Here is a 24,809-nt window from a genome sequence, read left to right as displayed (position 1 = left end):
GAAGGGGTGAAGGCGCGCAGCGCCTCAGGGGGATGTCCCTGCTAGAAGTCCACCAGACTCAACCCCACGCTGAACACGGTGCGCTTGCGGTTGTAGTCGATCATGCTGTCGCCATAGCCGCTGAACAGCGAGGTGTGCAGGCGCAGGTTGCTCTTGCTGCCGAAAAGACCGGTGCCCAGGGCCTGCAGCCACTCCACGCGCACCGAGCCCCGGTCGCTGCTGGCCAGCGTGTGGCGCACCGTGGCACCCAGGGTGTTGTCCTTGTTCACGTTCCACAGCAGCGACAGCTCGCCCCGGCCGATGTAGTCGCTGATGCCGGGGTTGTCGTCGCTGCCCGCGCTCTCGGGGATGCGCTTCCAGATGCGGGCAGTCACGCTGAAGCGGTTGTCCAGCTCCATGCCGGTCATCAGGTAGGCGCGGTTCCAGCTGCGCGACAGGGGCTTGCTCTGGCCGTTGGACTGGTGCACCAGGCCGATGCCGCTGTAGCGCCACTTCCAGCCCAACGGCAGTTGCGCCGTGGTGGGGTAGACGTACATCAGCTCGGGCTCGTGGTCGGTGGCGCGGAAGGGGCGCGAGATCTCGGGCGTGAACAGCTGCCAGTACGACTGCTGCGTGTAGCCAAACCACAGCGAGTCCTTGAGCGTGGGGTGGCCCTGCGTGAGCAGGCCCTGGGCCACCTTGGTGCGCACGGACAGCTGGATGCGGTTTTCGGTGCGGCGGTAAGGGGTGGACTCGGTGGCCGAGTTGCCGTCGGCATCCGACGTGGGCTGGCGGTTCACGTTGCTCGATGCCACCACCGACACCGTGATGGGCCGGTAGCCCCGGAAGCTGAACGTGCCGCAGTCCGAGCCGGTCTCCAGCTCCCAAAAGCGCGACAGGTCGCTGTACTGCGGGTCGCGGCAGCCCTCGGTGCGCGCCACGTCGATGACGCGGGTGGCGGGCAACGTGGTGTCCACGGGCGGTGGCATGGCCGACGAGGAGGCCGTGCTGCTGGCGTTGGCCGATGCCGATGCTGCCGGGGCTTGCCAGGCTTGCGCACTGGCCGGGGTGGTCTGGGCCTGTTCGGCCGCCCAGGCATCAAAGCAGGCCAGGCGCGCCTGGTTGTCGCTCGACAGTGCCGTGCAGCGGCGCAGGGCGGCGTCGGGGCTCACCGCTGCGCCGGTGGCTGCAGGTGCGGATGATTGCGCCAGGGCTGCACCGGCCGGGGCCAGCGCCGCCAGCAGCAGTGCCAGGGTGTGTTGCAGCCGGGGCGTGGAGGCGGCCCGAGCCACGGAGGTCATTGCCAGGCCGCCTGTTTGCGCAACACAAACGGTGCCGACGGTGTGGTGGGGGTGGGGTGGGCGTTGTTCCATGTTCCGCGTATTTCCTTGCCGCAACTTCCATCGACCACCTGGCCTGTCCAGGTGGCGCTGATGTTGGTGCCGTTGATCGATTCTTCCAGGGTCAGGTCGCCGCCATCGACGTCACCACTGACCTGGGCGGTGGTGCCGCTGCGCACCACGGTGCCCCGCACGCTCTGCGTCAGCTCGGGGTGCGGGCCCAGTTGCAGCGTGGCCGTAGTGGGCTTGTCTCCCGGCGCAGGGGCCTGCAGCTCGGCGCGCCACTGGCCCTGCAGGTGCTGGTGGCCCATGTCTGCCGCAACCGGGCACGCCGTTGTGGATTGTGGGTTGTTTTGGCTTGTGGCGCTTGTAGGATAAGCGCTGATAGCTGCAAAAAACATAGCAAACCACCAGGCGCTGCGGGCAAGCGGTGCTGTAGGGCGGGGCGCGGAGTGGGTGGTGGCGGGGTGTGTTGCCATGGTGCGCGCCCTCTCAGGCCGTGGGCGCCGGGTTGTTGGTCGCAGCCGCATTGGCAGCGGTGGTGGCCTGGGCCTTGGCGGCAAATTCGGCGCGCAGGGCCTTGAGCTTTGCGCGCGGGTCTTCGCGGGCGGTGGTTTTGTCCAGGCCCATCTCGGCGATGAAGCGGCTGGGCTGCGCGGCCACCATTTCACGGCCCTTCTTGCGGCGCTTGGTCCAGCTCACGGCCAGGGTGCGCTGGGCGCGGGTGATGCCCACGTACATCAGGCGGCGCTCTTCCTGCAGGCGCTGCAGCGTGTCGTCGCTCACCTTCTGCTGGCGGCCTTCGTCGTCGTCGAGCTTGAAGGGCAGCATGCCCTCGGTCACGCCCACCAGCACCACATGCGGCCACTCCAGCCCCTTGCTGGCGTGCAGGGTCGAGAGCGTGACCATGTCCTGCTCCTGCTCGCGCTCGCTGATGGTGGACAAGAGCGCAATGGTCTGCGACACCTCCAGCAGGCTCTTGGTCTCCTTGGCCACCACGGCGCCCGCCGTGTCGTCGATCTGGCCGCCTGCGCGCTGCGCCATCCAGTCGCAGAACTCCATCACGTTGCTCCAGCGGGCAGCGGCCACCTTCTCGCTGTCTTCGTTGTCGTACAGGTGCTGCTCGTAGCCGATTTCCTTGAGCCAGTCGTTCAGAAACGTGCGGGCATCCTCGGCGCCGTGTGTGCGACGCGCGCTGTACTCCAGGTAGTTGATGTAGCGGCCGAACTCGTGCAGGCCGTCCATCGCACGTTTCGGGATCGCCGCAGGCAGCATGCCGTTGAACAGCGCGCCAAACATGCTCTGCTTGTGCTGGGTGGCAAAGGCCCCCAGCGATGCTAGCGTGGTGTGGCCAATGCCGCGCTTGGGCGTGGTGATGGCGCGCAAAAACGCCGGGTCGTCGTCGTTGTTGATCCACAGGCGAAACCAGGCGCACAGGTCCTTGATTTCGGCGCGGTCAAAAAAGCTGGTGCCGCCCGAGACCTTGTAAGGCACGTTGGCCTTGCGCAGCGCTTTCTCGAACGGCTTGGCCTGATGGTTGGCGCGGTACAAGATGGCAAAACTCTTCCAGTCCGGCGGCGGGTTGCTGGCGGCGCGCAGGCTCTGGATGCGCGCCACAGCGCGTTCGGCCTCGTGCTCCTCGTTGTCGGCGTCCACCACACGCACGGGCTCGCCCTCGCCCAGTTCGCTGAACAGGGTCTTGGGGAACAGCTTGGGGTTGGGCCCGATCACGTTGTTGGCCGCGCGCAGGATGGCGCTGGTGGAGCGGTAGTTCTGCTCCAGCTTGATGACCTTGAGGTGCGGGAAGTCGATGGGCAGCTTTTTCAGGTTGTCCAGCGTGGCGCCGCGCCAGCCGTAGATGGACTGGTCGTCGTCGCCCACGGCGGTGAAATGGCCCTTCTCGCCCACCAGCAGCTTGAGCAGTTCGTACTGCGTGGCATTGGTGTCCTGGTACTCGTCCACCAGCACATGCGACAGCGCGGCCTGCCACTTGGCGCGCACTTCCGGGAAGTCGCGCAGCAGGCGCAGCGGCATGCCGATCAGGTCGTCAAAGTCCACGCTCTGGTAGGCCGCCAGGCGCTCTTCGTAGCGCGCCATCAGCGTGGCGATGATGCGTTCGTTGTCGTCGGCCGCCTGGGCCAGCGCCTGCTCGGAGGTCAGGCCCATGTTCTTCCACTTGCTGATCACCCACTGCCACTGGCGCGCGGTGGCCATGTCGGTGGTGCCGCCCGAGGCTTCCTTCAGGATGCCCGTCACGTCGTCGGCATCGAGGATGCTGAACTGGGGCTTGAGGCCCAGCACGTTGCCATCCTCGCGCACCATGCGCACCCCCAGGGCGTGGAAGGTGCACACCAGCACATCCTTGGCGCGGCGCCCGATCAGGCCCTTGGCGCGTTCGCGCATTTCGGCGGCGGCCTTGTTGGTGAAGGTGATGGCCGCAATGCGCTTGGGCTCCATGCCCTTTTCGATCATGTGGGCGATCTTCATCGTGATCACCCGTGTCTTGCCCGAGCCTGCGCCAGCCAGGACGAGGCAGGCCCCGTCGGTGTAGTGAACAGCCTGGAGCTGGGCGAGATTGAGACCGGCAGACATGGAGAAGGCGAGGGCAGAGAGAGGCGAAGGGAGGGAACCGGGCAGGGCGCGGGGCTGGGGGCGCCACGGGCGCGGGGTGCAAACCAGGGAGGTGTGCAGCGCAAGGGCGCAATGATACCGGCGCGCCTGCGGCAGCTGCGGGGCGAGGGCATCGGCTCCTGCCCCCCGCCCATGCGCGCCCGACGCCTGACGGGCTGCTGACGGGAGCGTCCCCCGGACCACCGTGTGGGCCCCGTGCTCCGGGAAACCCCGCTAGGGGCTTTGTTTTCACAATTTGATACTGGTTTGCGAGTCCCTCCCCCTTGTCGGGAGGGGAGTGTTGTGAATCGAGCCCCGCCATGAACCCTGCCACCCTGCCTTCCACCGCTGCGACTGCCGCAGCCGCTGCCCCCCGACCGAGCCGCCGTCTGCCGCTGCCCGCATGGACCGCATGGGTGGCCGCCGGGATACTGGCGGGCGCGGCGTTGCTGCCGGGGCTGGCGCAAGCGCAGATCGGCGGTAACACCCCCGTGCGCATCGGTGTGGTGGGGCCGTTCACCGGGCCGTCGGCCGACTTTGGCGTGCCCATGCTCAACGGCATCAAGCTGGCGGTGGACGAGATCAATGCCGTGGGCGGTTACCTGGGCCGGCCGCTGGAGCTGGTGGTGAAGGACGATGCCGCCAACCCCGACCAGGGGCGCAAGGTGTCGCAGGAGCTGCTGGCCGACAAAGTCGTCGCCACCATCGGCTTTTGCAACACCGGCGTGGCGCTCAAGGCCATCGACCTGTTTCAGGACGCCAAGAGCCCGCTCATCGTGCCCTGCTCCACGGGCACGGCGGTCACCACCAAATACCCCCCCGCCGACAGCTACATCTTTCGTGTGCAGGCCCGCGATGCGTTGCAGGCCCCCTTCATGGTGGACGACATCGTCAAGCGAGGCTGGGACAAGGTGGCCATCTTTGCCGACAAGACAGGCTATGGCGAGGGTGGCCACGACGACGTGGTGGCGGCGCTGGCCGCCAAGAACCTCAAGCCCGTGCACGTGGCCCGCTTCGACCTGGGCGTGAAGGACCTCACCGCCGAACTCGCTGCGGCGCGCAACGCGGGCGCCAATGTGATCTACAGCTACACCGTGGGCCCCGAAAACGCCGTCATCGCCAACGGCAAGAAGGCGCTGGGCTGGAAGGTGCCCCAGGTGGGCGCCTGGCCGCTGTCGTTCCCGTTTTTCCTGGAGGGCGCCAAGGATGCTGCCGAGGGCGCGCTCATGGTGCAGACCTTCATCGCCGAGCCCAGCAACGAGCGCCGGGCGTCCTTTTTGTCGAGCTACTCGCGCAAATACCAGCGCAAGGTGGCCGTGCCCATGGCCGCCGCCAACGCCTACGACGCCACCTACCTGCTGATGTACTCGTTCCTGGGCATCCGCGACGGCAACCTCACTGGCAAGGCCATCAAGGAGTCGCTGGAGGGCAAGATGAAGACCTACTACGGCGTGGTCTCGACCTACGAAAAGCCGTTCAGCGTGCAGGACAAGGACGCCATCACGCGCAACATGCTGGTGATCGGTCTGGTGAAGAACGGCGCCATCACCTTTGCCTACCCCGAGGACGCCAAGCGCAACCTCATCATCCAGCGCAAGCAATGACCCGGTGTCTGCGCTCGCCAGCCACGAGCCCACCCACCTGACTTTGCGCTGACCACCCCGGGCGCTGCAGGCCCTGGCCGCAGGCGCAACCAGGACAATCGGGCCGTGCTCTCCGTCCTTCTCATCACCTTCCCCTTCTTCGCGCTCGTGCTCTGCGGCTACCTCGCCGCGCGCCGTGGCGTGTTGCCCCAGCCCGCCATTCCGGGGCTCAACGCCTTCGTGCTGTACTTTGCGCTGCCCTGCATGCTGTATCGCTTTGGTGCCAGCACGCCCATCGGGCAACTGCTGGACCCTGCTGTGGCGGGCGTCTATGTGCTGTGTGCTCTGGTGATGGTGGGTGCCACCGTGGCCCTCACGCGCAATGCGCGCATTGGCTGGAACGACGCAGCCTTTGGCGCGCTGGTGGCGGCGTTTCCCAATACGGGCTTCATGGGCGTGCCGCTGTTGGTGGCCTTGCTGGGTGCCCAGAGTGCGGGCCCGGCCATCGTCACCATCGTGGTGGACATGGTCATCACCAGTTCGCTGTGCATTGCGCTCTCGCGCCTCGATGGCGCGGGCACCCACGGCGTGGGCGTGGCGCTGAGGAACGCCTTCAAGGGCATGGCCACCAACCCCATGCCGTGGTCGATTGCACTGGGGGCGCTCGCATCGGCCCTGCAGTTCAAGCTGCCGGGGCCGGTCGACAAGACGGTGGCCATGCTGGCCGATGCTGCCTCGCCCGTGGCGCTGTTCACCATTGGCGCGGTGCTGGCCCGTTCGCAGATGAACGAGCACGAGCAGGTGCCCGCACGCGACTATGTGCCGGTGGCGCTGGCCAAGCTGTTGGTGCACCCGCTGCTGGTGTGGGGCGCGGGCACGGCGGCGATGGCCCTGGGGGTGCCGCTCACGCCCTTTGCGCTGACGGTGCTGGTGCTGCTGGCGGCGCTGCCCAGCGCCAGCAATGTGTCGCTGCTGGCCGAGAAGTTCGGCGCCAACAACGGGCGGGTAGCGCGCATCATTCTGGTGTCCACGGCGCTGGCGTTTTTGAGCTTCTCTGCGGCCGTGGCACTGCTGACCTGAGCTGCGAGGCCGGTGGCGTTCGGCGCCGCCGGGCCACCGGGGGTGTCTTGCACCCTGCCAGGTACACGCGGCCGCTCAGCCTGCGCGTAGGTTTGAAATGTCAAAAATGATAGCTGCTAGCGCTTTATACAAAAAGCGCTACAAGCCAATTTGGCTAAATTTTCCCTGTCTGCCTTGGTCCCAAACGTGGCCGGAAAAGCAGCCGGGCAGCCGCCTTCACCCCGCGCCATTGCCTTCCAGAGATGGCTGCATGGAGAAATCGGCACGAAAAAACATTCGACACGGCATGCTTTTTGCGCGGACGATGCTGTGTGGTCAATGGGTGCCCACGAACGGACAACAACTGGAGATTCAACATGAGCAAGAGGAACATCCGGCTCTGGGCGCTGACGCCCGTGGCCTTGGCGTTGGTGCTTTCGGGCTGCGGCAGCGGTTCGGACAACGACCTGGCCGTGGACAACAATGCGCAGAGCTGCTCGGTGGTGTCCAGCTCCGGCTCGGCCGTGGTGGTGGGCTCTGGCGTGGCGGGCGACCCGGCTGCGCCGGAGGCCGCATCGGGCTACCGCCTGGGCTACAAGGCCAAGCAGTCCAGCAAGTACATGGTGGTGGCCAACACCCCGCTGGCCACCAAGGCCGGGTGCGACGTGCTCAAGGCCGGTGGCACGGCCGTAGATGCGGCCGTGGCCGTGCAGGCCGTGCTGGGCCTGGTGGAGCCGCAGTCCAGCACCATCGCGGGCAGCGCCTTCATGATGTATTACGACGCAACGACCAAGAAGGTGGTGGCCTACGACGGCCGTGAAACCGCGCCTGCCGCCGCCAATGGCTACTATCTGGTGCGGCAGGAGCAGGGCGATGCGTTGTCCCCCGCGCCCGTGCCCAGTGCCCGCCGCAGCGGCCGCTCCATCGGCGTGCCTGGCGTGATGCGCATGCTGGACATGGCCCACAAGGAGCACGGCAAGCTGGCGTGGGGCCAGCTGTTCAACGAGGGCGTCAACCTGGCCACCAACGGCTACAAGATCCCGACCCGCATGGGCTCGGCCATCAGCGGCAGTGCCAGCAGCCTGGCGCTGGACGCCAACGCCGTGGCCGCGTACTTCAACGCCGACGGCACGCCCAAGGCCAGTGGCACGGTGACAACCAACCTGCCCTACGCCCAGTCGCTGCGCGCGCTGGCCAGCGGCGGGGCCGATGCCATGTACTCGGGCCCCATGGCCCAGGCCATCGTGGCCAAGGCGGCCCAGGCGGTGGGCGACGATGCGGCCAAGACGCCCATCACCCCCAGCCTGATGACGTTGAACGACCTCAAGAACTACCAGGCCAAGAAGCGCGAGCCGGTGTGCACCACCTACCGTGCCAGCTACTACGTGTGCACCATGTCGCCGCCGTCGTCAGGCGGCATCGCCATCGCGCAGTCGCTGGGCATTCTGGAGAACTTCGACCTGTCCAAGTACGGCCCCACCAACCCCGCCAACGAGGGCGGCGTGCCCAGCGTGATGGGCGTGCACCTGGTGTCCGAGGCCGAGCGCCTCGCCTATGCCGACCGCGACAAGTACGTGGCGGATACCGACTTCATCCCGCTGCCTGGCAAGGGCGTGTCCACCATGCTGGACAAGGCCTACCTGAAGCAGCGCGCAGCGCTGATCCAGCCGGACGGCAAGTCGCTGGGCGTGGTGTCGGCCGGTGCGCTGGGCGACGTGCCGCTGGGTGTGGACAAAACAGTGGAGTACGGCACCACGCACTTCTCCATCGTGGATGCCTACGGCAACGTGGTGTCGATGACCTCCACGGTCGAATCGAGCATGGGCTCGTACCACATGGTGGGCGGCTTTTTGCTGACCAACCAGCTCACGGACTTCTCGGCCCAGCCCGCAGACAGCGCCGGTGTGCCCATTGCCAACCGCGTGGCTCCTGGCAAGCGTCCCCGCAGCACCATGGCGCCCACGCTGGTGTTCAAGGGCACGGAGCTGGGTGACTTCGTGATGGCCACGGGCTCGCCCGGCGGCGGCACCATCATCCAGTACGTGCTCAAGACCGTGGTCGGCGCGGTGGATTGGAACCTGGACGCCCAGCAGGCCACCTCGCTCGTGAACTTTGGTGCCACCAACAGCGCCACCACCAATGTGGACGGCGCCAACACCGCGCTGGACCTCACCGGGCTGATCGATGGTCTCAAGGCCAAGGGCCACACGGTGAACAACGCCGCGCAGTCGAGCGGTGTGTCCACCATCATGCGGGTCAACCGCAACGGCCAGACCCGCCTGGAGGGTGGCGTGGACCCCCGCCGTGAGGGCATTGTGCTGGGCGACGGCGCGCTGTAGTCGGCGTACCAGGCTCGGGTAAGGCGGGGGCTGCGTCAACGGCGCAGCCCCCGTTGTTTTTGGGCCGCCACACGACCCGTGCGGGCGCGGTTCAGATCGCCAGCGGGTCTACATCCACCAGCCAGCGGACCAGCCCCTTGTGCTCCGGCTGGCTGCGCGTGGCTTGCAACACCGGCTGCCACGCGGCCAGAAAACGCTGCAGGGTGGCGCGGCTGCTGCTTTCCATCAGCATCTGGGCACGCTCCACATTGGCCACGCGCTGGACGGTGAGCGGCACGGGTGGGAACAGGACGACCGTGCCATCCAGCAGCCCCGGCAACTGCGCGGCGTGGGCGGCGGCGGTGGCTGCTGACAGAAAACCCTGCGCCACTTCCTGCGTGCGCGCATCGGCCCGCACCAGTGCCTGGTACGAGAACGGCGGCATGGCGGCCTCCTCGCGCTCCTTGAGCTGCTGGGCGGCAAAAGCCTCGTAGTCGTGGGTGCGCAGCGCCTCGAACACGGCATGTTTGGGGTGAAAACTCTGCACCCACATCTCACACGGTGTGCCTTGTGCGGCCATGTAGGCCGCATCGCGCCCCGCCCGGCCCGCCGCCTGCATCAGCAGCGCAAACAGCCGCTCGGCCGCGCGGAAGTCGCTGCTGAACAGCGCGCCATCGGGCTGCACCGCGGCCACCAGCGTGATGCGCCGAAAGTCGTGCCCTTTGGCGATCATCTGCGTGCCCACCAGCACATCCACCTCGCCCGAATGCACCTGCGCCAGCTGGGCCTCCAGCGCTCCCTTGGCCTTGGTGGTGTCGGCGTCGATGCGGGCGATGCGCGCGGGCGTGCGGTCGGGCCGCAGCACCTCACGCAGCAGGTCGCCCAGTTGCTCCTCCAACTGCTCGGTGCCCCGGCCCATGGGGTGGATGTCGGGGCTGCCACAGGTGGGGCAGTGGTAGGGCACGCGCACGGTGTAGCCGCAGTGGTGGCAGCGCAGGGTGCGGTCGGTCTTATGGAACACCTGGTGGGCGCTGCAGTGCGGGCAGTCGCTTTTCCAGCCGCAGTCCACGCAGTGCAGCACGGGGGCGTAGCCCCGGCGGTTCAGCAAAATCATGCTCTGCTCGCCGCGCGCCACGCGTTCGGTGATGGCCTGCAGCAGCGGCGCGCTGAAGACCGTGCGGCGGGGCTGCTGGTTCATGTCCACCCGGCGCACGCGGGCCAGGGCACCGGCACCGATGCGGCTGGGCATGTGCAGCCGCACATAGCGGCCGCCCTCGGGGTCGTCGGCCGTGGGTGGGCGGCTGGCGTACCAGCTCTCCAGCGACGGCGTGGCCGAACCCAGGATGACCTTGGCGTCCTGCTCGCGCCCGCGCCAGATGGCCAGGTCGCGGGCCGAGTAGCGCGCGCCCTCCTGCTGCTTGTAGCTGGGGTCGTGTTCTTCATCGACCACGATGAGTTTCAGCCCTGGCAAGCTGGCAAACACCGCCATGCGCGTGCCCAGCACGATGCGCGCGCTGCCGCTGTGGGCTGCCAGCCAGCTGGCTAGGCGCTGCGGGTTCGTCATGCCGCTGTGCAGCGACACCACGGCGCCGGGGCCGAAGCGCGGCGCAAAGCGGCCCACAAAGCGCTCCTCCAGCTGTGGTGTGAGGTTGATCTCGGGCACCATGACCAGCGCCTGTGCGGTGGGGTCGGCCTCCAGCATCTCCTGCACGCAACGCAGATACACCTCGGTCTTGCCGCTGCCGGTGCTGCCAAACAGCAGGAAAGGCCCTTTTTCAGAAGAAATTCGGGACCTGGCGCTTTCCTGTTCTGCGGTGAGTGCTATGTTTTCAATAGTGTCGGAGGTGTCGCCTGCCCCCTTGGCCGGGCGCCGCAGCCGGCGCGCCAGTTGCTCGGGGCGCAGGTCGCGCAGCTGGGGGGGCAGGGCGGCCAGGGCCACTTCGCCCAGGGCGCGCTGGTAGTAGCGTGCCGCAAAGGCCACCAGGCGCCGCCAGGGCAGGCCCAGGGGCGCCACGCCGTCCAGCACGCCTGCAATCGGGCGCAGCGTGGCGCCGTCGGGCAGCTCGCCGGTGGCCTCGTCCGCATCCCACACCACGCCCAGCACCTCGCGTGTGCCCAAGGGCACGCGCACCAGCGTACCCGGTGGGAGCGGGCGCTCACTGGCGTAGCTCAGCAGGTCGCCGACCCCACTGTGCGAGGGCGTCTGCAGGGCAACGTGGACGATGGCGGAATGGATAGACACAAGCTATGAGGCAAGAAGCGGGCTTAGTGCAGGGTGTGGATGTGATCTGGAGCTTTGGCGGCTAAGTGCTTGATTTGTTGTGGGTGTGTGAGTAATCCCGGATTTCTGTGGATAACTTTGTTGACATCCTGCCCAGACCCTCGCCCAAGCCGCATGAATACTGGCTGCGAACAGATTGCCCGGAAATGCGGCACACCAAAAAAATCGTTATGAATCAATCATCTGAAGAAATTTACCCCGGATTTTTGTGCTAAGCCCTTTGTGCCGCTCCATGCTGCGCTGCATCACGGTAAGTGTGCATAAGTCGGACACCTGAACTTCGTCAAGAGGACAGATAGCCCCCTTTTTGTGCTAGCGGTGTGTTCCCATGTTCACGCACTTCTTCGATGTAGTCTGCAAGTGCTTGATTTAACAGGGTATTTGTAAGAAATCCAGAATTCCTGTGGATAACTTTGTTGATATCCCTTGGTTTTGTCCCGCAAGTCCTTGTCAATCCGTGCTTTGGCTGGATTGCCTGTCAAAAAAGCAGACGATCTAAATCCATACAAATCAATCACTTAGCGGTCTCGCAAGGATTTTTCGCCAGCCACAGCCTGAAGCCGGGCCGGGCGGGAGGATGCTCCAATTTTGTGCATAAGTGCGCTTGCCGGGCCGCTGGATCTGCTGCGAAACGCCCAAGGATTGTCGCAGGGCCCGAAGTCCCTGGAATCACGGCGGTCCATGTCGCTTTGCTTCAAGACGGCGTTACGGCTTGTGGCGACGATGCCGCCATGGCTACTTACTCTTCTTCCCCCATGGCAGAGGCTCCCACCATGGAGCGCGACGGTTTTGTGCTGGCCCGGCTGGACGAGGTGGTGCAGGCGGCACGCACCGACAGCCTGTGGTTCATGACCTTCGGGCTGGCGTGCTGCGCGGTCGAGATGATGCATGCCGCCATGGCGCGCTACGACTTGGACCGGTTTGGCATCATCCCGCGCTCCAGCCCCCGCCATAGCGACCTGATGATCGTCGCCGGCACCCTGACCAACAAGATGGCGCCCGCCATCCGCAAGGTCTACGACCAGATGCCCGAGCCGCGCTACGTGATCTCCATGGGCTCATGCGCCAACGGCGGCGGCTATTACCACTACAGCTATTCGGTGGTGCGGGGTTGTGACCGCATCGTGCCCGTGGATGTGTATGTGCCCGGCTGCCCGCCCACGGCCGAGGCGCTGCTCTACGGCATCCTGCAGCTGCAGGCCAAGATCAAGCGGCCCCAGGTGATCCAGCGGTAATCGGCAGTCCCCAGCGGGCGGCGGCTTCAACTGCGCCGCAGCAGCCAGTCCGCATCGTCGCCCGGCCGCCGGGTGTGGGCCTTGAGCGCCGCCGGGGGCCTTTCAAACAGGGCACGCGCCTCGCGGCTGAAGTGTGCCTGGTCAGCGTAGCCATGGCGCAGCGCTGCATCAAGTGCACCGGCGTTGCCATCGCGCATGGCCAGCAGGGCATGTTCGGCGCGCAGCATGCGTTCGATCTCGCCAGGCCGCAGGCCCGCCAGTTGCCGGGTGCGGCGCTGCAGGTGCCGGGGCGTCCAGCCGAGCGTGGTAGTCAGGGCCTGGCGTGCACCGCGCTGCCAGGCCTGGTGCAGCACCTGCAACCAGGCGGCATGCCGGTCTGTCACGGTCGCCCAGCGTGGGGTCAGGAAGTCCGCGCAAAGCGCCTGACGCACCCCATGGTCGGGCGCCGCGTGGACGGCCGCGAGGAAAGGGTGCCAGGCTGCGGGCAGCCAGGTCGTTGCGTCCGTGACCCGGTCGGTCAGCGGCGCAAGGTCCTGCCCGGTGAGCAGCCCCAGCGCGCCGGGCTGGAACGCCAGGCAGAACGAATCGCCATCACGGGAGGAGACCGAGTGGTACGGATGTCGGTGGGCGCCCGACAGCGTGATGGCAGGCATGGCCGCTGCTGTGGTCGCGCCCGCACATTCCACGAGTTGGGCCGTGCCCCGCGTGAGCCAGATGATGCCGGGGTAGGGGCTAGGTGGCACGCGCGTGTCCGCCGGGGTGTGGGGCGGCTGGCGGCCCAGGTCGCGCCAGAAGAACGCGCGCACGCAGTCCGCGAGCGCACTGGGCGGGGCTTGCAGGGCCGAGGCGGGCTCCACCGCAGGTGGCATCGGGTGCTCCGTTGCCATGGCCTTGTCACTGGTTTGTGTGGAGGCTGTCCTGGGCCTTCGCTCGGATGCTCAGCCCTGGCGCTGCGCGCGCGAGTGGTTGTGCACGGCCTCCACCAGCGCCGCGACATGCTCGGGCGGCGTGAACTGGCTGATACCGTGGCCCAGGTTGAAGATGTGGGTGGGGCCGGTGGTGCTGCGGTCGGTGTGCGGTGTGCCAAAGCTGTCGAGCACGGCATGCACCTGGGTGACGATCTGTGCAGGTGGCGCAAACAGCACATTGGGGTCGATGTTGCCCTGCAGCGCCTTGCCGGGGCCGCCGACTTGCCCGCCGACGATGGCGCGCGCCTTGCCCAGGTTGGCCGTCCAGTCCAGGCCCAGCACTTCGCAGTCGATGTCCTTCATGTCGTCGAGCCAGATGCCGCCGCCTTTGGTGAAGACGATGCGCGGCACATCGGTGCCACCCACGCCGGTGCGCTTGAGCTGTGCCAGCACGCGCTTGGTGTAAGCCAGGCTGAACTCCTGGAAGGCACCATCGGCCAGCACGCCGCCCCAGCTGTCAAAAATCATCACGGCCTGCGCGCCCGCGTCAATCTGGGCGTTCAGGTACGCTGCCACGCTGTCGGCATTCACGGCCAGGATGCGGTGCATCAGGTCCGGGCGCGCGTACATCAGGCTCTTGACCAGGCGGTAGTCGTCGCTGCCCCTGCCTTCGACCATGTAGCAGGCCAGCGTCCAGGGGCTGCCCGAAAAGCCGATCAAAGGAACACGCCCATTGAGCGCCTTGCGAATGCTGGTGACGGCGTCGAACACGTAGCGCAGCTTGTCCATGTCAGGCACGGCCAGCTCGGCCACGGCCGCTTCGTCGCGCACCACCTTGGCAAAGCGTGGACCTTCGCCCTCGGCAAACGACAGGCCCAGGCCCATGGCGTCGGGCACGGTGAGGATGTCGCTGAACAAAATGGCGGCATCCAGCGGAAAACGCTCCAGCGGCTGCAGGGTCACTTCGGTGGCGTAGTCCACATTGGTGGCCAGGCCCATGAAGCTACCCGCCTGGGCGCGCGTGGCCTTGTATTCAGGCAGATAGCGTCCCGCCTGGCGCATCAGCCAAAGGGGCGTGTAGTCGGTGGCCTGGCGGCGGCAGGCGCGCAGGAAGGTGTCGTTGGCGAGGGGTGCGAAGGTCATTCTGCGATTGTCGCAGGCCGTGTGGAGCGCCATGCAGCTGAAATGATGCTGTCATGGCCAGGATCAAACCTCGGCCCTTCTCTAGGGATGGCCCATGTAACGCCCTGCGGCCGGTGATAGCGCGGGCTCGGGCGGTCCGCTGCGCTGCTTTTCTTGCCAATAGCCCGGCTATTGGCAAGAAAAGACGCCTTGCGGTCCATCCTGATCTGCACTACCTCGCGACTCGCGGGGGTTATGCAGGCCATCCCTAGCGGCCGCTCATAGCAGTTCTGTCTTGGGCCCATGGTTGGTTGCTGCCCGGCTATTGATGCGGCAATGCGTGTGACAATCGGTGTGAATTGAAAATTACTATCGAAGGTGGGACGTGAATCCGGTGGTGAATCTTGTGTTGCATTATTGGTGCAATTTTTAAAGACTCTGTTTGTTTGTCATTTATTCTTGATATCCAATGATCCAAGAAAATCAAAAATCAAAAAATCACTCGATTGAAACGTTGAGGGCGGCAGCGGTGATCATGGTATTTGTGAATCACCTGCATTCTTTGAATATTATCACTGTTCCATACTTTGGTATTTCCGGAGGGTGGCTTGGAGTTCAGATATTTTTTGTCATCAGTGGATATTTGATTGTTCAAAGTGCCCTGCGGCACTCGGCTCTGGACTACTTGAAGTATCGGGTGTTGAGGATATATCCGGCCTATTTGTTCTGGTTTTTTGTTTTTTCCATTTTTTTTGGCAACCTCGCGTTTTCTACGCTTGATATCAAAAGCCTTGTTGTCCACCTGCTTTTTTTCCAGCATTTTTTTCCAGATGCCTATTTGAAGTATGATGCTTTGCGTGTTACTTGGACGCTCACCGTTGAGGCTGTCTGGTATGTTCTGGCCTTTTTGATTGCAGCAAGATTTTTTAAGGCGCCATCGAAGTACACCATTGTTTTTGTTTTGCTGGCCTGTGTGTGGGTCACTGGCGGGGTGAGCCTGCGGGTATTTTCTGGAATACAGGATCCGGGGCAAAAATATTTCTTCGTCCAGAATAGTGCAATCGCACAGCTACCATTCTTCTTTTTTGGGGCATGGATTGCGGTGAAGCAGCCACGATTTGATAAGGCAGCTTTGCTGGCGCTTCTGATTTCTACAGTTGCGTTGTTCAAGTCTTGGGAGCCTGTTGTAGTAACGCCCATATTTATCACGGGCTTGGGAGTTTCTGCGCTTTTTTTGATATTGAAGAACTCGAATTACAGCAACCCGAGGCCGATCAAGCTACTTTCTGATATTTCGTATTCCTTTTATCTGATTCACTATCCCATTCTTATGCTGGTGATGGGCTTTGTTCAAAACAAATACCATCGCACACTTTTGGCGTTTTTTATCACGGTGGTCGTTGCATACATCAGTTATCGTCTGATTGAACGGCCCTTCATGAAGATGGGGAGAAACAAAACGTCTTCTGCTCCAGCCTGATCGATTGCGGCTATCTGTGGCTGCTCAGCTGTAGCTGCTGATGGCCGGTTCTTGATGGCGCAGAATTTACGCGTTCATGTGTCGCAACGCCGCGAACCATGAATCTCGGGTAGCTGCAATGGCTTGAATGCGCCGGGTGCATTGCACTAAAGCCGACGCTCCTACCAAACCTCGGTGATGTGTCTGCGGCAGTGCGAGGGCTGGCTGCCCTGGCCCATTTGCGCAACCTTCGTCGGAGCGTGAGGGCCTACCGCTCTGCAATGTAGTGCGACATGCGCACCACCTCGCCTGGCGCCAGAAACGCACGCACTTCCGTCTCCAGCGCCTGGTCGGCCATGGTGGCGCGGGCGCGCTGGTGTAGGTAGTCGGCCCAGGACTCGACGATGAAGCGCTCCACATAGCGCGAGGGCTCACCCAGGTCTTTGTAGATGCGCCAGAACGTGGCGCCGTCGCGGCGGCGCGGGGCTTTCATGCGGCTGATGGTGTCGAGGAACTCTGCGTCGGTGCCGGGGGCGATGCGGTAGCCCACCTCCACGGCCACGGGGCCGGCCTCGGGCAGGGGCTCGGCTTCGATGAAGAGCTCATCCCAGGGCGTGGCCTGGGTCACCTCGTGCAGCGCGCCCATGCGCAAGGGCATGGGGCGAGCGAGCAGCAGGCCCGCACCCATCAGCGCGGCCGCCACACACAGTGTGGGCATGAGGCCGATCAGGTCCGAGGACGCGCCCCAGAAGGCCGAACCCATCGCAAACGCCCCCAGCGCGGCCACCATGTGCATGGCCACGGCGCGCGAGCGCACCCACTGTGGTGCGCTGGCCTGTGTGGCGGTGTTGAAGGTGGACATGGCCGACATCCAGGCCGCGCCCGCGAACAGCATGGCGATGTAGACCACCCAGGCGATGTGGGTCAGCGCCGCCACCAGCATGGCCGCAGCAAACACCACACCACCGGTGCCGACGATGGCCTCCAGTCCAAAGCGTGCGCGCAGCCGCCCCAGCACCAGGCCCACGGCCACGGCGCCGGTGCCCAGGCAACCCATTAGCAAGCCAAAGCCCTGCGCGCCCGTACCCAACTGGCGCTGTGCAATCACAGGCAGCAGCGCCCACAGGGCCGAGCCCGCCGCGCTGAACGCCATCACCCGCACCAGTTGTGCCAGGATCATGCGCGAGTGCCAGGCAAACCGCAGTCCGCTGAGCGTGCCGCCCCACAGGCGCTCGGCGGGCAGCTTGGAGGGTGGGTGCGCCTTGGGCGGCCAGCGGCGGATCGACTCCCACATCACCAGCGTGGTGGTCACCGTGACGGCAAACACCCAGCCTGCGCCCAACTGCGCAAACACCAGCCCGGCCATAGTTGGCCCCACGGCGCGCGCTGCGTTGTAGGCAATGCTCACGGCGGTGATGGCCTGGGGCCACTCGTCACGCGGCACCGGGTCGATGACCGACGAGTTCCAGGCGGGCGTCAGCACAGCCGTGCAGCAGCCGCAGATGAACACGAGGAAGAGCACCGACGCCGGGCCGCTCCAGCCCCCCAGCGTCAGCAGCGTGAGCAAGGCGCACGCCCCGGTCTGCGCCAGCAGCGCGCCCGATATCAACCGGCGCCGGTCGGTGGTGTCGGCCAGCACCCCGGCGGGCAGGGCCAGCAAAAACATGGGCATGAACACCGCCGTCTGCACCAGAGCGGCCAGAAACGACGAACCCGTGAGTTCCACCATGAGCCAGGCCGCCGCCATGCTCTGCATGCCGCTGCCCACAAAAAAGATGCCGCCACAAATCCACAGGCCCCGGAACGCGGGTTGGCGCAGGGGGCTCCACAAAGAAGTCGAGTGTTGGGACATGGAATGTGGGCGTTGGGTGTGCGTGGGTCGTTGTAGGACGGGGATGCGCGGGTGCGCCGTGGGCGGGTGGCTCAGGGCGGGTTTGAGGATATCGCTGGATCTCTGTTTGGGGGCGCCCCGTGCTGCAAACCCCCTCAATCCACATGCCGACCGCCCCGCAGTCGGTAGGTGCGCGGCACATCGGTGCGGGTGGCGACCAGCCCCTCGGCGCGCTGCTGCATGTCGGTGAGGGCCTGGTCCAGCATGTGCACGGCCTCGGCGTCCAGCCCCGCCAGCAGGTTCTGGTTGAGAGCCTTGACCTGCGGGAACAGGTCGTCGTGTACTGCCTGGCCCGCAGGCGTCAGCGACAGCTTGGCCTGGCGCCGGTCGCCGGGCATGGCGTCGCGCGTGACGAGTTTCTTGGACAGTAGCGAGGTGATGGCGCGCGAGGTGCGGGCGCGGTCCAGCCCCAGGCGCTGGGCCAGCTCCGCCGGGGGCATGCCCGGGTACTGCGCCAGCATCATGAGCAGGCCCCATTCGCGCCGGGTGATGCCGTAGCCGCCTTCGCACAACCGCACCACCAGACTGCCCGCCACGGCCAGCAGGCGGTTCAGGCGGTACATCAGCAGGTCATTGGCGGCCTGTGGCTCCGTCAGGCGTTGGCCGGGCAGGGCGGGCGGGCTGGGCGCCGGGGCGGGCTCTGGCATCAGGGTATTTCCGGGCAAGAATTGATTAGATCAATTGATTGTGTGGCCAATACAGTGGGTCTATCCACCGGCGTTCGCCGACGTTGGTTTTTCGTTCGTTCTTGCCCTGGAGCCCCTCACCATGTGGAAACCCCTTGCCTCCGTACTGGCCTCCCTGCTGGCACTTGGTGCCTCGCTCGCACAAGCCCAGGACACCCCGCTGCGCATCGTGGTGGGCTATGCCCCCGGCGGCGCCACCGACCGTGTGGCCCGCATCGTGGCCGACAAGCTGGGCACCAAACTCGGCACGCCGGTGATCGTGGAGAACAAGACCGGCGCCGGTGGCCGCCTGTCGGCCCAGGCTGTGAAGGCCGCGCCCGCCAACCAGCCCACCCTGCTGCTGGCTAACCCCGCCGTGATGCTGGTGGCGCCTCTGGTGTTCCCGGACGCGGGCTATGACCCCGAGCGTGACTTCCGCCCGGTGAGCCATGTCAACAGCTACGAGTTTGGCGTGGCCGTGGCCAGCGCCGTGCCGGTGAAGGAGCTGTCGCACCTCATGGCCTGGCTGCGCGCCAACCCCGACAAGGCCAACTTTGGCGTGCCCGCCACGGGCAGCCTGCCCCACTTTTTTGGCCTGATGGTGGGCGACGCCGCCAAGGTGCGCGCCGAGGTGGTGGGCTACCGGGGCTCGGCACCGTTGCTGAACGACTTGCTGGGCGGCCAGGTGCCGGTGGCGTTCGATACCTTCGACACCCTGCTGCCTCAGCATGAGGCGGGCAAGATCCGCATCCTGGCTGTGTCGGGCGCCAAGCGCAGCCCGCTGGACGGCAAGATCTCCACCTTCAAGGAGGGTGGCCTGGATGTGGCCGCCACAGGCTGGAACACCTTCTTTGCCCCCATGAGCATGCCCAAGGCCCAGGCCGAGCGCCTGGCCGGGCTGATCCATGAGGTGATGAAAGACCCGGACACGCAGCGCAAGTTCGAGTCCGCCAAGATGGAGCCCGTGGTGGCGACCATGGCGCAGACCGAGGCGATGCTCAAGGCTTACCGGGCGCAGTGGGCGCCGGTCGTACAACGCTCTGGCTTCAAACCTTGACAGGAAGCCCCCCTGAGCGGCTTCGCCGCTTCCCCCGAGGGGGACGGCGGCCTTGCTGCGGGGCGGCCCTTGCTAGCAGCCCCCCGCATGGGCCGTGCCAGTTGCGCAGGTCGCAGCCAACGGTCAATAACATTGAATTCCAGAGATGAACACGCACCCCCGCCCCAACATCATCTTCATCGTCGCCGACGACCTCGGCTATGCCGACCTGGGCTGCTACGGCGGGCGCGACGCGGCTTTTGGTCCGGTGTCGCCGGTGCTGGATCAGATGGCGGCGAACGGCCTCAAGCTCACGCAGGGTTATTCCAACTCGCCGGTGTGCTCGCCCACGCGCTTTGCGCTGATGACGGCGCGCTACCAATACCGCCTGCGCGGCGCCGCCGAAGAACCCATCAACAGCAAGAGCCGCGGCAGCACCACGCTGGGCCTGCCGCCCGAGCACCCCACGCTGCCGTCGCTGCTGCGCGCATCGGGCTACCGCACGGCGCTGGTGGGCAAGTGGCACCTGGGCTATCCGCCCGCGTTTGGGCCGTTGCGCTCGGGGTATGACGAGTTCTTCGGCCCCATGTCGGGCGGGGTGGACTACTTCACGCACTGCAGCTCCAACGGATCACACGACCTGTACCTGGGCGAAGAGGAGAAACAGCAGGACGGTTACCTTACCGACCTCATCACCGACCACGCGCTCGACTACGTGGAGCGCATGGCACCGGGCGCACAGGTGGGCAACCCCTTCTTCTTGAGCCTGCACTACACAGCCCCCCACTGGCCGTGGGAAACGCGCGACGACGAGGCGCTGGCGCAGGAGGTCAAGGGCAACCTGTTCCACCTGCACGGCGGCAACATCGAGACCTACCGCCGCATGATCCACCACATGGACGAGGGCATAGGCCGCCTCATGGCCTTGCTGGAGGCCAAGGGCCTGGCGCGCGACACGCTGGTTGTTTTTACGAGCGACAACGGCGGCGAGCGCTTCTCGGACAACTGGCCGCTGGTGGGCGGCAAGATGGACCTGACCGAAGGCGGCATCCGCGTGCCGTGGATCGCGCACTGGCCCTCCGTCATCGCGCCAGGGGGCATCAGCGCGCAGACCTGTTTGACCATGGACTGGTCGGCCACGATGCTCGACGCTGCTGGCGTGTCTGCGGCACCGGACTACCCGCTCGACGGCCGCTCTTTGATGCCGCTGCTGCGCGATGCCTCGGTGCACGATGAGCCCCCGCTGTTCTGGCGCATGAACCACCGAGGCCAGCGTGCCATGCGTCAGGGTGTGTGGAAGTACCTGCGCGTGGATGGCAACGATTACCTGTTCAACCTGTCGCAGGACGAACGCGAGCGTGCCAACCGCGCGCCCGTGGAGCCCCAGCGCCTGCAGGCCATGCGCGCGGCGTGGGAGGCGTGGAATGCGTCGATGCCCGCCATCCCGGACGACGCCACCGTCAGCCTGGGCTATTCCAGCAAAGATATTCCTCAACGCTGAAGTTATAGCTGTTTTAGCCCCTGGCGCTTATCAGTAAAGCGCTAGCAGCTATCAATTGAGTAGCGTTCCGCCGTGGCCTACCTCCAGCAGCCGCGTGAGCAGCGGGTGCATCACCTTGCGGGCGCTGTAGATCAGGTGGAACTGCTCCTGCACGTCGGGCGTGGTGCCCACCTGCACCAGGCCATGGGTCTGCGCCAGGTGCTCGCCCAGCGACACCGGCGCAGGCATCACGCCCATGCCGGTGGCAGCAAAGGTGCTCAGCAGGGCGCTGTCTTCAAACTCCCCAGCGATGTGCGGGCGGATGCGTTCGCGCTCCAGCCAGTGGTCGATGCGCGCGCGCATGGCGGCGTGGTCGGTGGGCAGCAGCACGGGCACCACGGTCAGGCTGTGCGGGAAGTTGTGGGCCGCCGCCTCGGCCCACAGCGGGGGGGCGTACCAGGCGATGGCGCTGGTGCCCAGCAACTGGCTGGTGGTGCGCAGGGCCGGGTTGGGCGGCGCGGCGCGGTCGGCCAGCACCGCGTCGAGCTTGTGCAGGGCCAGCTCACCCAGCAAGGGCTGGAACTCGCCCTCGTGGCACAGCAGGCGCAGGTGGGGTTCGTCCAGTACCGGGGTGAGCAGCCGGTGCACCGCCAGCTTGGCAATGCCGTCGGAGATGCCCAGGTTCAGCCGCATCGTGGGGCCGCTGGCGGCCTCGCGCACGCGCATGGGCAGCAGCTCGCCCAGCGCAAAGATGTGGTCCGCCTCGTGCAGCGCGGCCACGCCCGCATCGGTCAGCACCAGGTTGCGGCCTTCGGTGCGCAGCAGGCTCACGCCCAGCGACTTTTCCAGCTCGCGCACCTGGGCGCTGATGGTCTGCACCGCCATGTCCAGCCGCTCGGCGGCGCGGGCAATACCACCCTCCTTGGCCACCACCCAGAAGTAGAAAAGGTGGCGGTAGTTGAAGCTCTGGCTCATGGGCGCCTTTCGGGGGGGGGGGGGGGATTTGGTTCGTAAAAACCGAACCTATGCTACCAATATCACAGGTTTTTAAGAAGCCATGCTGCCCCTACAGTGCGGGTCTATTGCCGGGTGGACGCCCGGCGAGGCGAATCCCCTTTCGGAGAAAAAAGCATGGAAACGATAGGTACCTGGTGGATGTGGGCGGCTTTTGCCGTCTTCGTGGTCGTGGCCATCGGCATCGACCTCTTGGTGATGGAGCGCCAGGGCGCGCACAAGGTCACGATGAAGGAAGCCGTGCGCTGGAGCCTGTTGTGGTTCTCGCTGGCGTTTGTGTTTGTGGGGCTGCTGTGGTGGTACCTGGACAGCAGCCAGGGGCGCGAGGTCGCCAACGCGGTGTCCATGCAGTTCATCACCGGCTATTTGGTGGAGAAGAGCCTGTCGGTGGACAACATCTTTGTCTTTCTGATGCTGTTCAGCTACTTTGCAGTGCCGCCGCAGTACCAAAAGCGTGCACTCATCATCGGCATCGTCGGTGCCATCGTGCTGCGCACGCTGCTCATTCTGGCGGGCGCCTGGCTGCTGGCTACCTTCCACTGGCTGCTGTATGTGTTTGGTGCGTTCCTGGTCGTCACGGGCGTGAAGATGTGGTTTGCCGCCGGGCAGGAGCCCGACATCGCCACCAACCCGGTACTCAGGGTCCTGAAGCAGCGCATCCGCATCACCGACCGGTTCGACGGTGAAAAGCTCTCGACCATGATCAACGGCGTCAAGCACTACACCCCGCTGTTCGTGGTGTTGATCCTGATCGGCACCACCGACATCATCTTTGCGGTGGACAGCATCCCGGCCATCTTTGCGATCACCAGCGACCCGTTCATCGTGCTCACGGCCAACATCTTCGCCATCCTGGGCCTGCGTGCGCTGTACTTCCTGCTGGCTGACCTGGCAGACCGCTTTCATCTGCTGGCCTACGGCCTGGCACTGGTGCTGGTCTTCATCGGCGGCAAGATGCTGATCATCGACTTTGTGAAGATTCCGATTGGCTATGCGCTGCTGGTCACGGCCACGCTGATCGCCGGGTCCATCTTCCTGTCGCTGCGCAACTCGGGCGAAAGCGCCCACGGCGCTCCGGCCCTGCCGCGCAAGGACTGAGTTCTGTGGTCACCTCCATGTTGTGTTCCCTGCGCCGCTGGCTGCGCGCTCTGGAGCCCAGGGCCCGCCAGCTTCTGGACCGCAGCTGGCTGGCGCAGTTTCAGCCCTGGCTGGAGCAGCGGGCCCTGTTCCGCTTTCAGCGCCAACCCCTGGCGCGTGGGGTGGCGGCCGGCATGTTCTGCGGACTGATCCCCGGGCCGCTGCAGATCCCGGGCACGCTGCTGGTGTGCGCCTGGCTGCGCGGCAACGTGGTGGCCGGCGGCGTGGCCACGTTCTATACCAACCCGCTCACCACGGTGCCGCTGTATGTGATGGCCTTTTACCTGGGGGCGCTCGTGATGCCCGGCGCGCAGACGCTGCCCGCCTGGAGCAGCGTGGCGCCGGGCGGTGAATTCACGGTGCAGGCCCTGGGCACCTGGATGCAGGCGCTGGGCACGCCGTTGCTGATCGGCCTGCCCACCCTGGGGCTGCTGCTGGCAGCGTTGGGCTATGCGACGGTGCAGCTGCTGTGGCTGGCACCAGCCCTGCACCGCAAACGGCGGCTGGCGCGCAGCCGCTGAGCGCCATATTCGGCGCGCAATGTGGGCGCGGCGCAAGCCAGCGCCACCGTGGAGCTGGCTTTGCCAGGCCACGGGTGGCGTCCCCCTGCAGGGGGATGCGGCGCAGCCGCTCAGGGGGTTAGTCGAGTTTTACGCCCACCTTGGTAATGACGCGGCCCCACTTCTCCCGCTCGGTGCGCGCAAAGCTGCCCATCTGGGCGGCCGTGCCGGGCATGGGCTCCACGCCCAGGGCCTGCAGGCGAGCCTTGGTGCGCGTGTCTGCCAGGGCCGTCTGCAGCGCCTTGCTGAAGTTGGCCACCACATCGGCTGATGCGCCCGTGGGCACGACCAGCCCTTGCCACGCAAAGCCTTCAAACCCTTGCAGCCCTTGCTCGGAAATCGTGGGCACATCGGGCATGGTGCTCACGCGCTGAGGGCTGGCGACGCCGATGGCACGCACCTTGTTGCCCGCGAGGAACGGGTACACCGTGGCGCTGTCGATCCACATCGCGGGCACTTGGCCGCCGATCACATCCTGGATGGCCGGTGCCGCACCCCGGTAGGGCACATGGGTGAGCTTGAGCCCGCTTTGCTCGCGGAACAGTTCGCCCACCAGGTGGTGCGGGCTGCCCGGCCCGGCGGACGCCCAGTTCACACCATCCGGCTGGCCCTTGGCCCAGGCCATGAACTCCTTGAGGTTCTTGGCCGGTACGCTGTTGGACACCACCAGGAACATGGGGAACCGCACCAACAGGCCCACAGGCTGAAAGTCCTTTTCGGCGTTGTAGCTGAGCTTGCTGAACAGTGACGGGTTGGCCGCCAGCGTGGCGAAGTCGGCCGAGAACATCAGGTTGCCGTAGTCCTTGTGGCGTGCGCTGTATTCGGCGGCAATGTTGGTGCCCGCACCGGGCTTGTTGTTGATGACGATGGGGCGGCCCAGCGTGGCCGACATCGATTCGGCAATCGTGCGCGCCACGATGTCCGAGCCGCCGCCAGCGGCGTAGCCCACCACCCATTCGAGCGGCTTGGAGTCCTGGGCGTGGGCCAGGGGGAGGGTGGTGGCAAGGGCCAGGCCCGCGAGGGTGGCGAGGAAATGTTTGCGCTGCATGGTGGTGTTGTCTCCGTGGTGGTCAAAGTTCAAGGCGAGTTGGGCCCTGCACCGTCTGCGCGGTGCTGGGGCACAAGGTGGATG

19 protein-coding genes are annotated in these 24,809 nt (G+C 65.7%); 9 read left to right on the top strand and 10 right to left on the bottom strand.

The window, feature by feature from the left end; all coding sequences use genetic code 11:
• Positions 1 to 41: 41 nt before the first annotated feature.
• The 3 genes from OIN59_RS14240 to OIN59_RS14230 form a co-directional block, all read right to left on the bottom strand.
• On the bottom strand, positions 42 to 1,280 hold the full coding sequence (locus OIN59_RS14240; protein WP_274111410.1) for a phospholipase A: 1,239 nt from the start codon (positions 1,278 to 1,280) through the stop codon (positions 42 to 44).
• Positions 1,277 to 1,630, bottom strand: a complete 354-nt coding sequence (locus OIN59_RS14235) for a hypothetical protein (RefSeq protein WP_274111401.1) — start codon at positions 1,628 to 1,630, stop codon at positions 1,277 to 1,279. The genes OIN59_RS14240 and OIN59_RS14235 overlap by 4 nt, the downstream gene beginning before the upstream one ends.
• A gap of 181 nt (positions 1,631 to 1,811) precedes the next feature.
• Positions 1,812 to 3,911 (bottom strand): ATP-dependent helicase, encoded by a 2,100-nt coding sequence (locus OIN59_RS14230; RefSeq protein WP_274111399.1) that lies wholly within the window; start codon positions 3,909 to 3,911, stop codon positions 1,812 to 1,814.
• A 338-nt stretch (positions 3,912 to 4,249) separates the two neighbouring features.
• On the opposite strand from OIN59_RS14230, the gene OIN59_RS14225 reads away from it, so the two are divergent.
• From OIN59_RS14225 to OIN59_RS14215, 3 genes are all read left to right on the top strand, one after another.
• Positions 4,250 to 5,533 (top strand): ABC transporter substrate-binding protein, encoded by a 1,284-nt coding sequence (locus OIN59_RS14225; RefSeq protein ID WP_274111397.1) that lies wholly within the window; start codon positions 4,250 to 4,252, stop codon positions 5,531 to 5,533.
• A 105-nt stretch (positions 5,534 to 5,638) separates the two neighbouring features.
• Entirely contained in the window at positions 5,639 to 6,592 is a 954-nt protein-coding gene (locus OIN59_RS14220) for an AEC family transporter (protein ID WP_274111395.1), read from the top strand.
• 356 nt (positions 6,593 to 6,948) lie between these two features.
• Positions 6,949 to 8,910, top strand: a complete 1,962-nt coding sequence (locus tag OIN59_RS14215) for a gamma-glutamyltransferase family protein (RefSeq protein WP_274111393.1) — start codon at positions 6,949 to 6,951, stop codon at positions 8,908 to 8,910.
• A 91-nt stretch (positions 8,911 to 9,001) separates the two neighbouring features.
• On the opposite strand, the gene priA is transcribed toward OIN59_RS14215, so the two are convergent.
• The gene (priA, locus tag OIN59_RS14210; RefSeq protein WP_274111668.1) at positions 9,002 to 11,125 is read right to left on the bottom strand and encodes a replication restart helicase PriA; all 2,124 of its coding nucleotides are present in this window, start codon (positions 11,123 to 11,125) and stop codon (positions 9,002 to 9,004) included.
• A gap of 818 nt (positions 11,126 to 11,943) precedes the next feature.
• On the opposite strand from priA, the gene OIN59_RS14205 reads away from it, so the two are divergent.
• Positions 11,944 to 12,405, top strand: a complete 462-nt coding sequence (locus OIN59_RS14205; protein WP_369817519.1) for a NuoB/complex I 20 kDa subunit family protein — start codon at positions 11,944 to 11,946, stop codon at positions 12,403 to 12,405.
• Positions 12,406 to 12,431: 26 nt separating this feature from the next.
• Here the strand turns inward: OIN59_RS14205 and OIN59_RS14200 are convergent, their stop codons facing one another.
• Together OIN59_RS14200 and hemE are read right to left on the bottom strand one after the other, a co-directional pair.
• A complete protein-coding gene (locus OIN59_RS14200) occupies positions 12,432 to 13,292 on the bottom strand; it encodes a helix-turn-helix domain-containing protein (protein ID WP_274111391.1) in 861 nt (286 codons plus the stop codon).
• A gap of 51 nt (positions 13,293 to 13,343) precedes the next feature.
• Entirely contained in the window at positions 13,344 to 14,456 is a 1,113-nt protein-coding gene (gene hemE, locus OIN59_RS14195; RefSeq protein ID WP_274111389.1) for a uroporphyrinogen decarboxylase, read from the bottom strand.
• Positions 14,457 to 14,904: 448 nt separating this feature from the next.
• Between hemE and OIN59_RS14190 the strand changes: the two genes are divergently transcribed.
• Positions 14,905 to 15,915, top strand: coding sequence for an acyltransferase family protein (locus tag OIN59_RS14190; RefSeq protein WP_274111387.1), 1,011 nt, complete (start codon positions 14,905 to 14,907; stop codon positions 15,913 to 15,915).
• Between the two features lie 247 nt (positions 15,916 to 16,162).
• Here OIN59_RS14190 and OIN59_RS14185 read toward each other — a convergent pair whose 3' ends face one another.
• Together OIN59_RS14185 and OIN59_RS14180 are read right to left on the bottom strand one after the other, a co-directional pair.
• Entirely contained in the window at positions 16,163 to 17,746 is a 1,584-nt protein-coding gene (locus OIN59_RS14185; protein ID WP_274111385.1) for an MFS transporter, read from the bottom strand.
• Between the two features lie 134 nt (positions 17,747 to 17,880).
• A complete protein-coding gene (locus tag OIN59_RS14180) occupies positions 17,881 to 18,432 on the bottom strand; it encodes a MarR family winged helix-turn-helix transcriptional regulator (protein WP_274111383.1) in 552 nt (183 codons plus the stop codon).
• Between the two features lie 121 nt (positions 18,433 to 18,553).
• On the opposite strand from OIN59_RS14180, the gene OIN59_RS14175 reads away from it, so the two are divergent.
• Together OIN59_RS14175 and OIN59_RS14170 are read left to right on the top strand one after the other, a co-directional pair.
• Positions 18,554 to 19,507: a tripartite tricarboxylate transporter substrate-binding protein gene (locus OIN59_RS14175; RefSeq protein ID WP_274111381.1), complete on the top strand. Its 954-nt coding sequence runs from the start codon at positions 18,554 to 18,556 to the stop codon at positions 19,505 to 19,507.
• 145 nt (positions 19,508 to 19,652) lie between these two features.
• Positions 19,653 to 20,987, top strand: a complete 1,335-nt coding sequence (locus tag OIN59_RS14170; protein WP_274111379.1) for a sulfatase family protein — start codon at positions 19,653 to 19,655, stop codon at positions 20,985 to 20,987.
• A 51-nt stretch (positions 20,988 to 21,038) separates the two neighbouring features.
• Here OIN59_RS14170 and OIN59_RS14165 read toward each other — a convergent pair whose 3' ends face one another.
• Complete coding sequence (locus OIN59_RS14165) at positions 21,039 to 21,941, bottom strand: LysR family transcriptional regulator (protein WP_274111376.1); 903 nt, start codon at positions 21,939 to 21,941, stop codon at positions 21,039 to 21,041.
• A 156-nt stretch (positions 21,942 to 22,097) separates the two neighbouring features.
• Between OIN59_RS14165 and OIN59_RS14160 the strand changes: the two genes are divergently transcribed.
• Positions 22,098 to 23,078: a TerC family protein gene (locus OIN59_RS14160; RefSeq protein ID WP_274111374.1), complete on the top strand. Its 981-nt coding sequence runs from the start codon at positions 22,098 to 22,100 to the stop codon at positions 23,076 to 23,078.
• 17 nt (positions 23,079 to 23,095) lie between these two features.
• Complete coding sequence (locus tag OIN59_RS14155) at positions 23,096 to 23,638, top strand: DUF2062 domain-containing protein (RefSeq protein ID WP_274111373.1); 543 nt, start codon at positions 23,096 to 23,098, stop codon at positions 23,636 to 23,638.
• 118 nt (positions 23,639 to 23,756) lie between these two features.
• Here the strand turns inward: OIN59_RS14155 and OIN59_RS14150 are convergent, their stop codons facing one another.
• The gene (locus OIN59_RS14150; RefSeq protein ID WP_274111371.1) at positions 23,757 to 24,725 is read right to left on the bottom strand and encodes a Bug family tripartite tricarboxylate transporter substrate binding protein; all 969 of its coding nucleotides are present in this window, start codon (positions 24,723 to 24,725) and stop codon (positions 23,757 to 23,759) included.
• Positions 24,726 to 24,809: the final 84 nt, after the last annotated feature.

It is taken from the genome of Acidovorax benzenivorans, assembly GCF_028680575.1.
In the GTDB taxonomy this organism is placed as follows: Bacteria; Pseudomonadota; Gammaproteobacteria; order Burkholderiales; family Burkholderiaceae_C; genus Acidovorax; species Acidovorax benzenivorans.
This window is presented reverse-complemented; position numbering and strand designations above follow the sequence as displayed.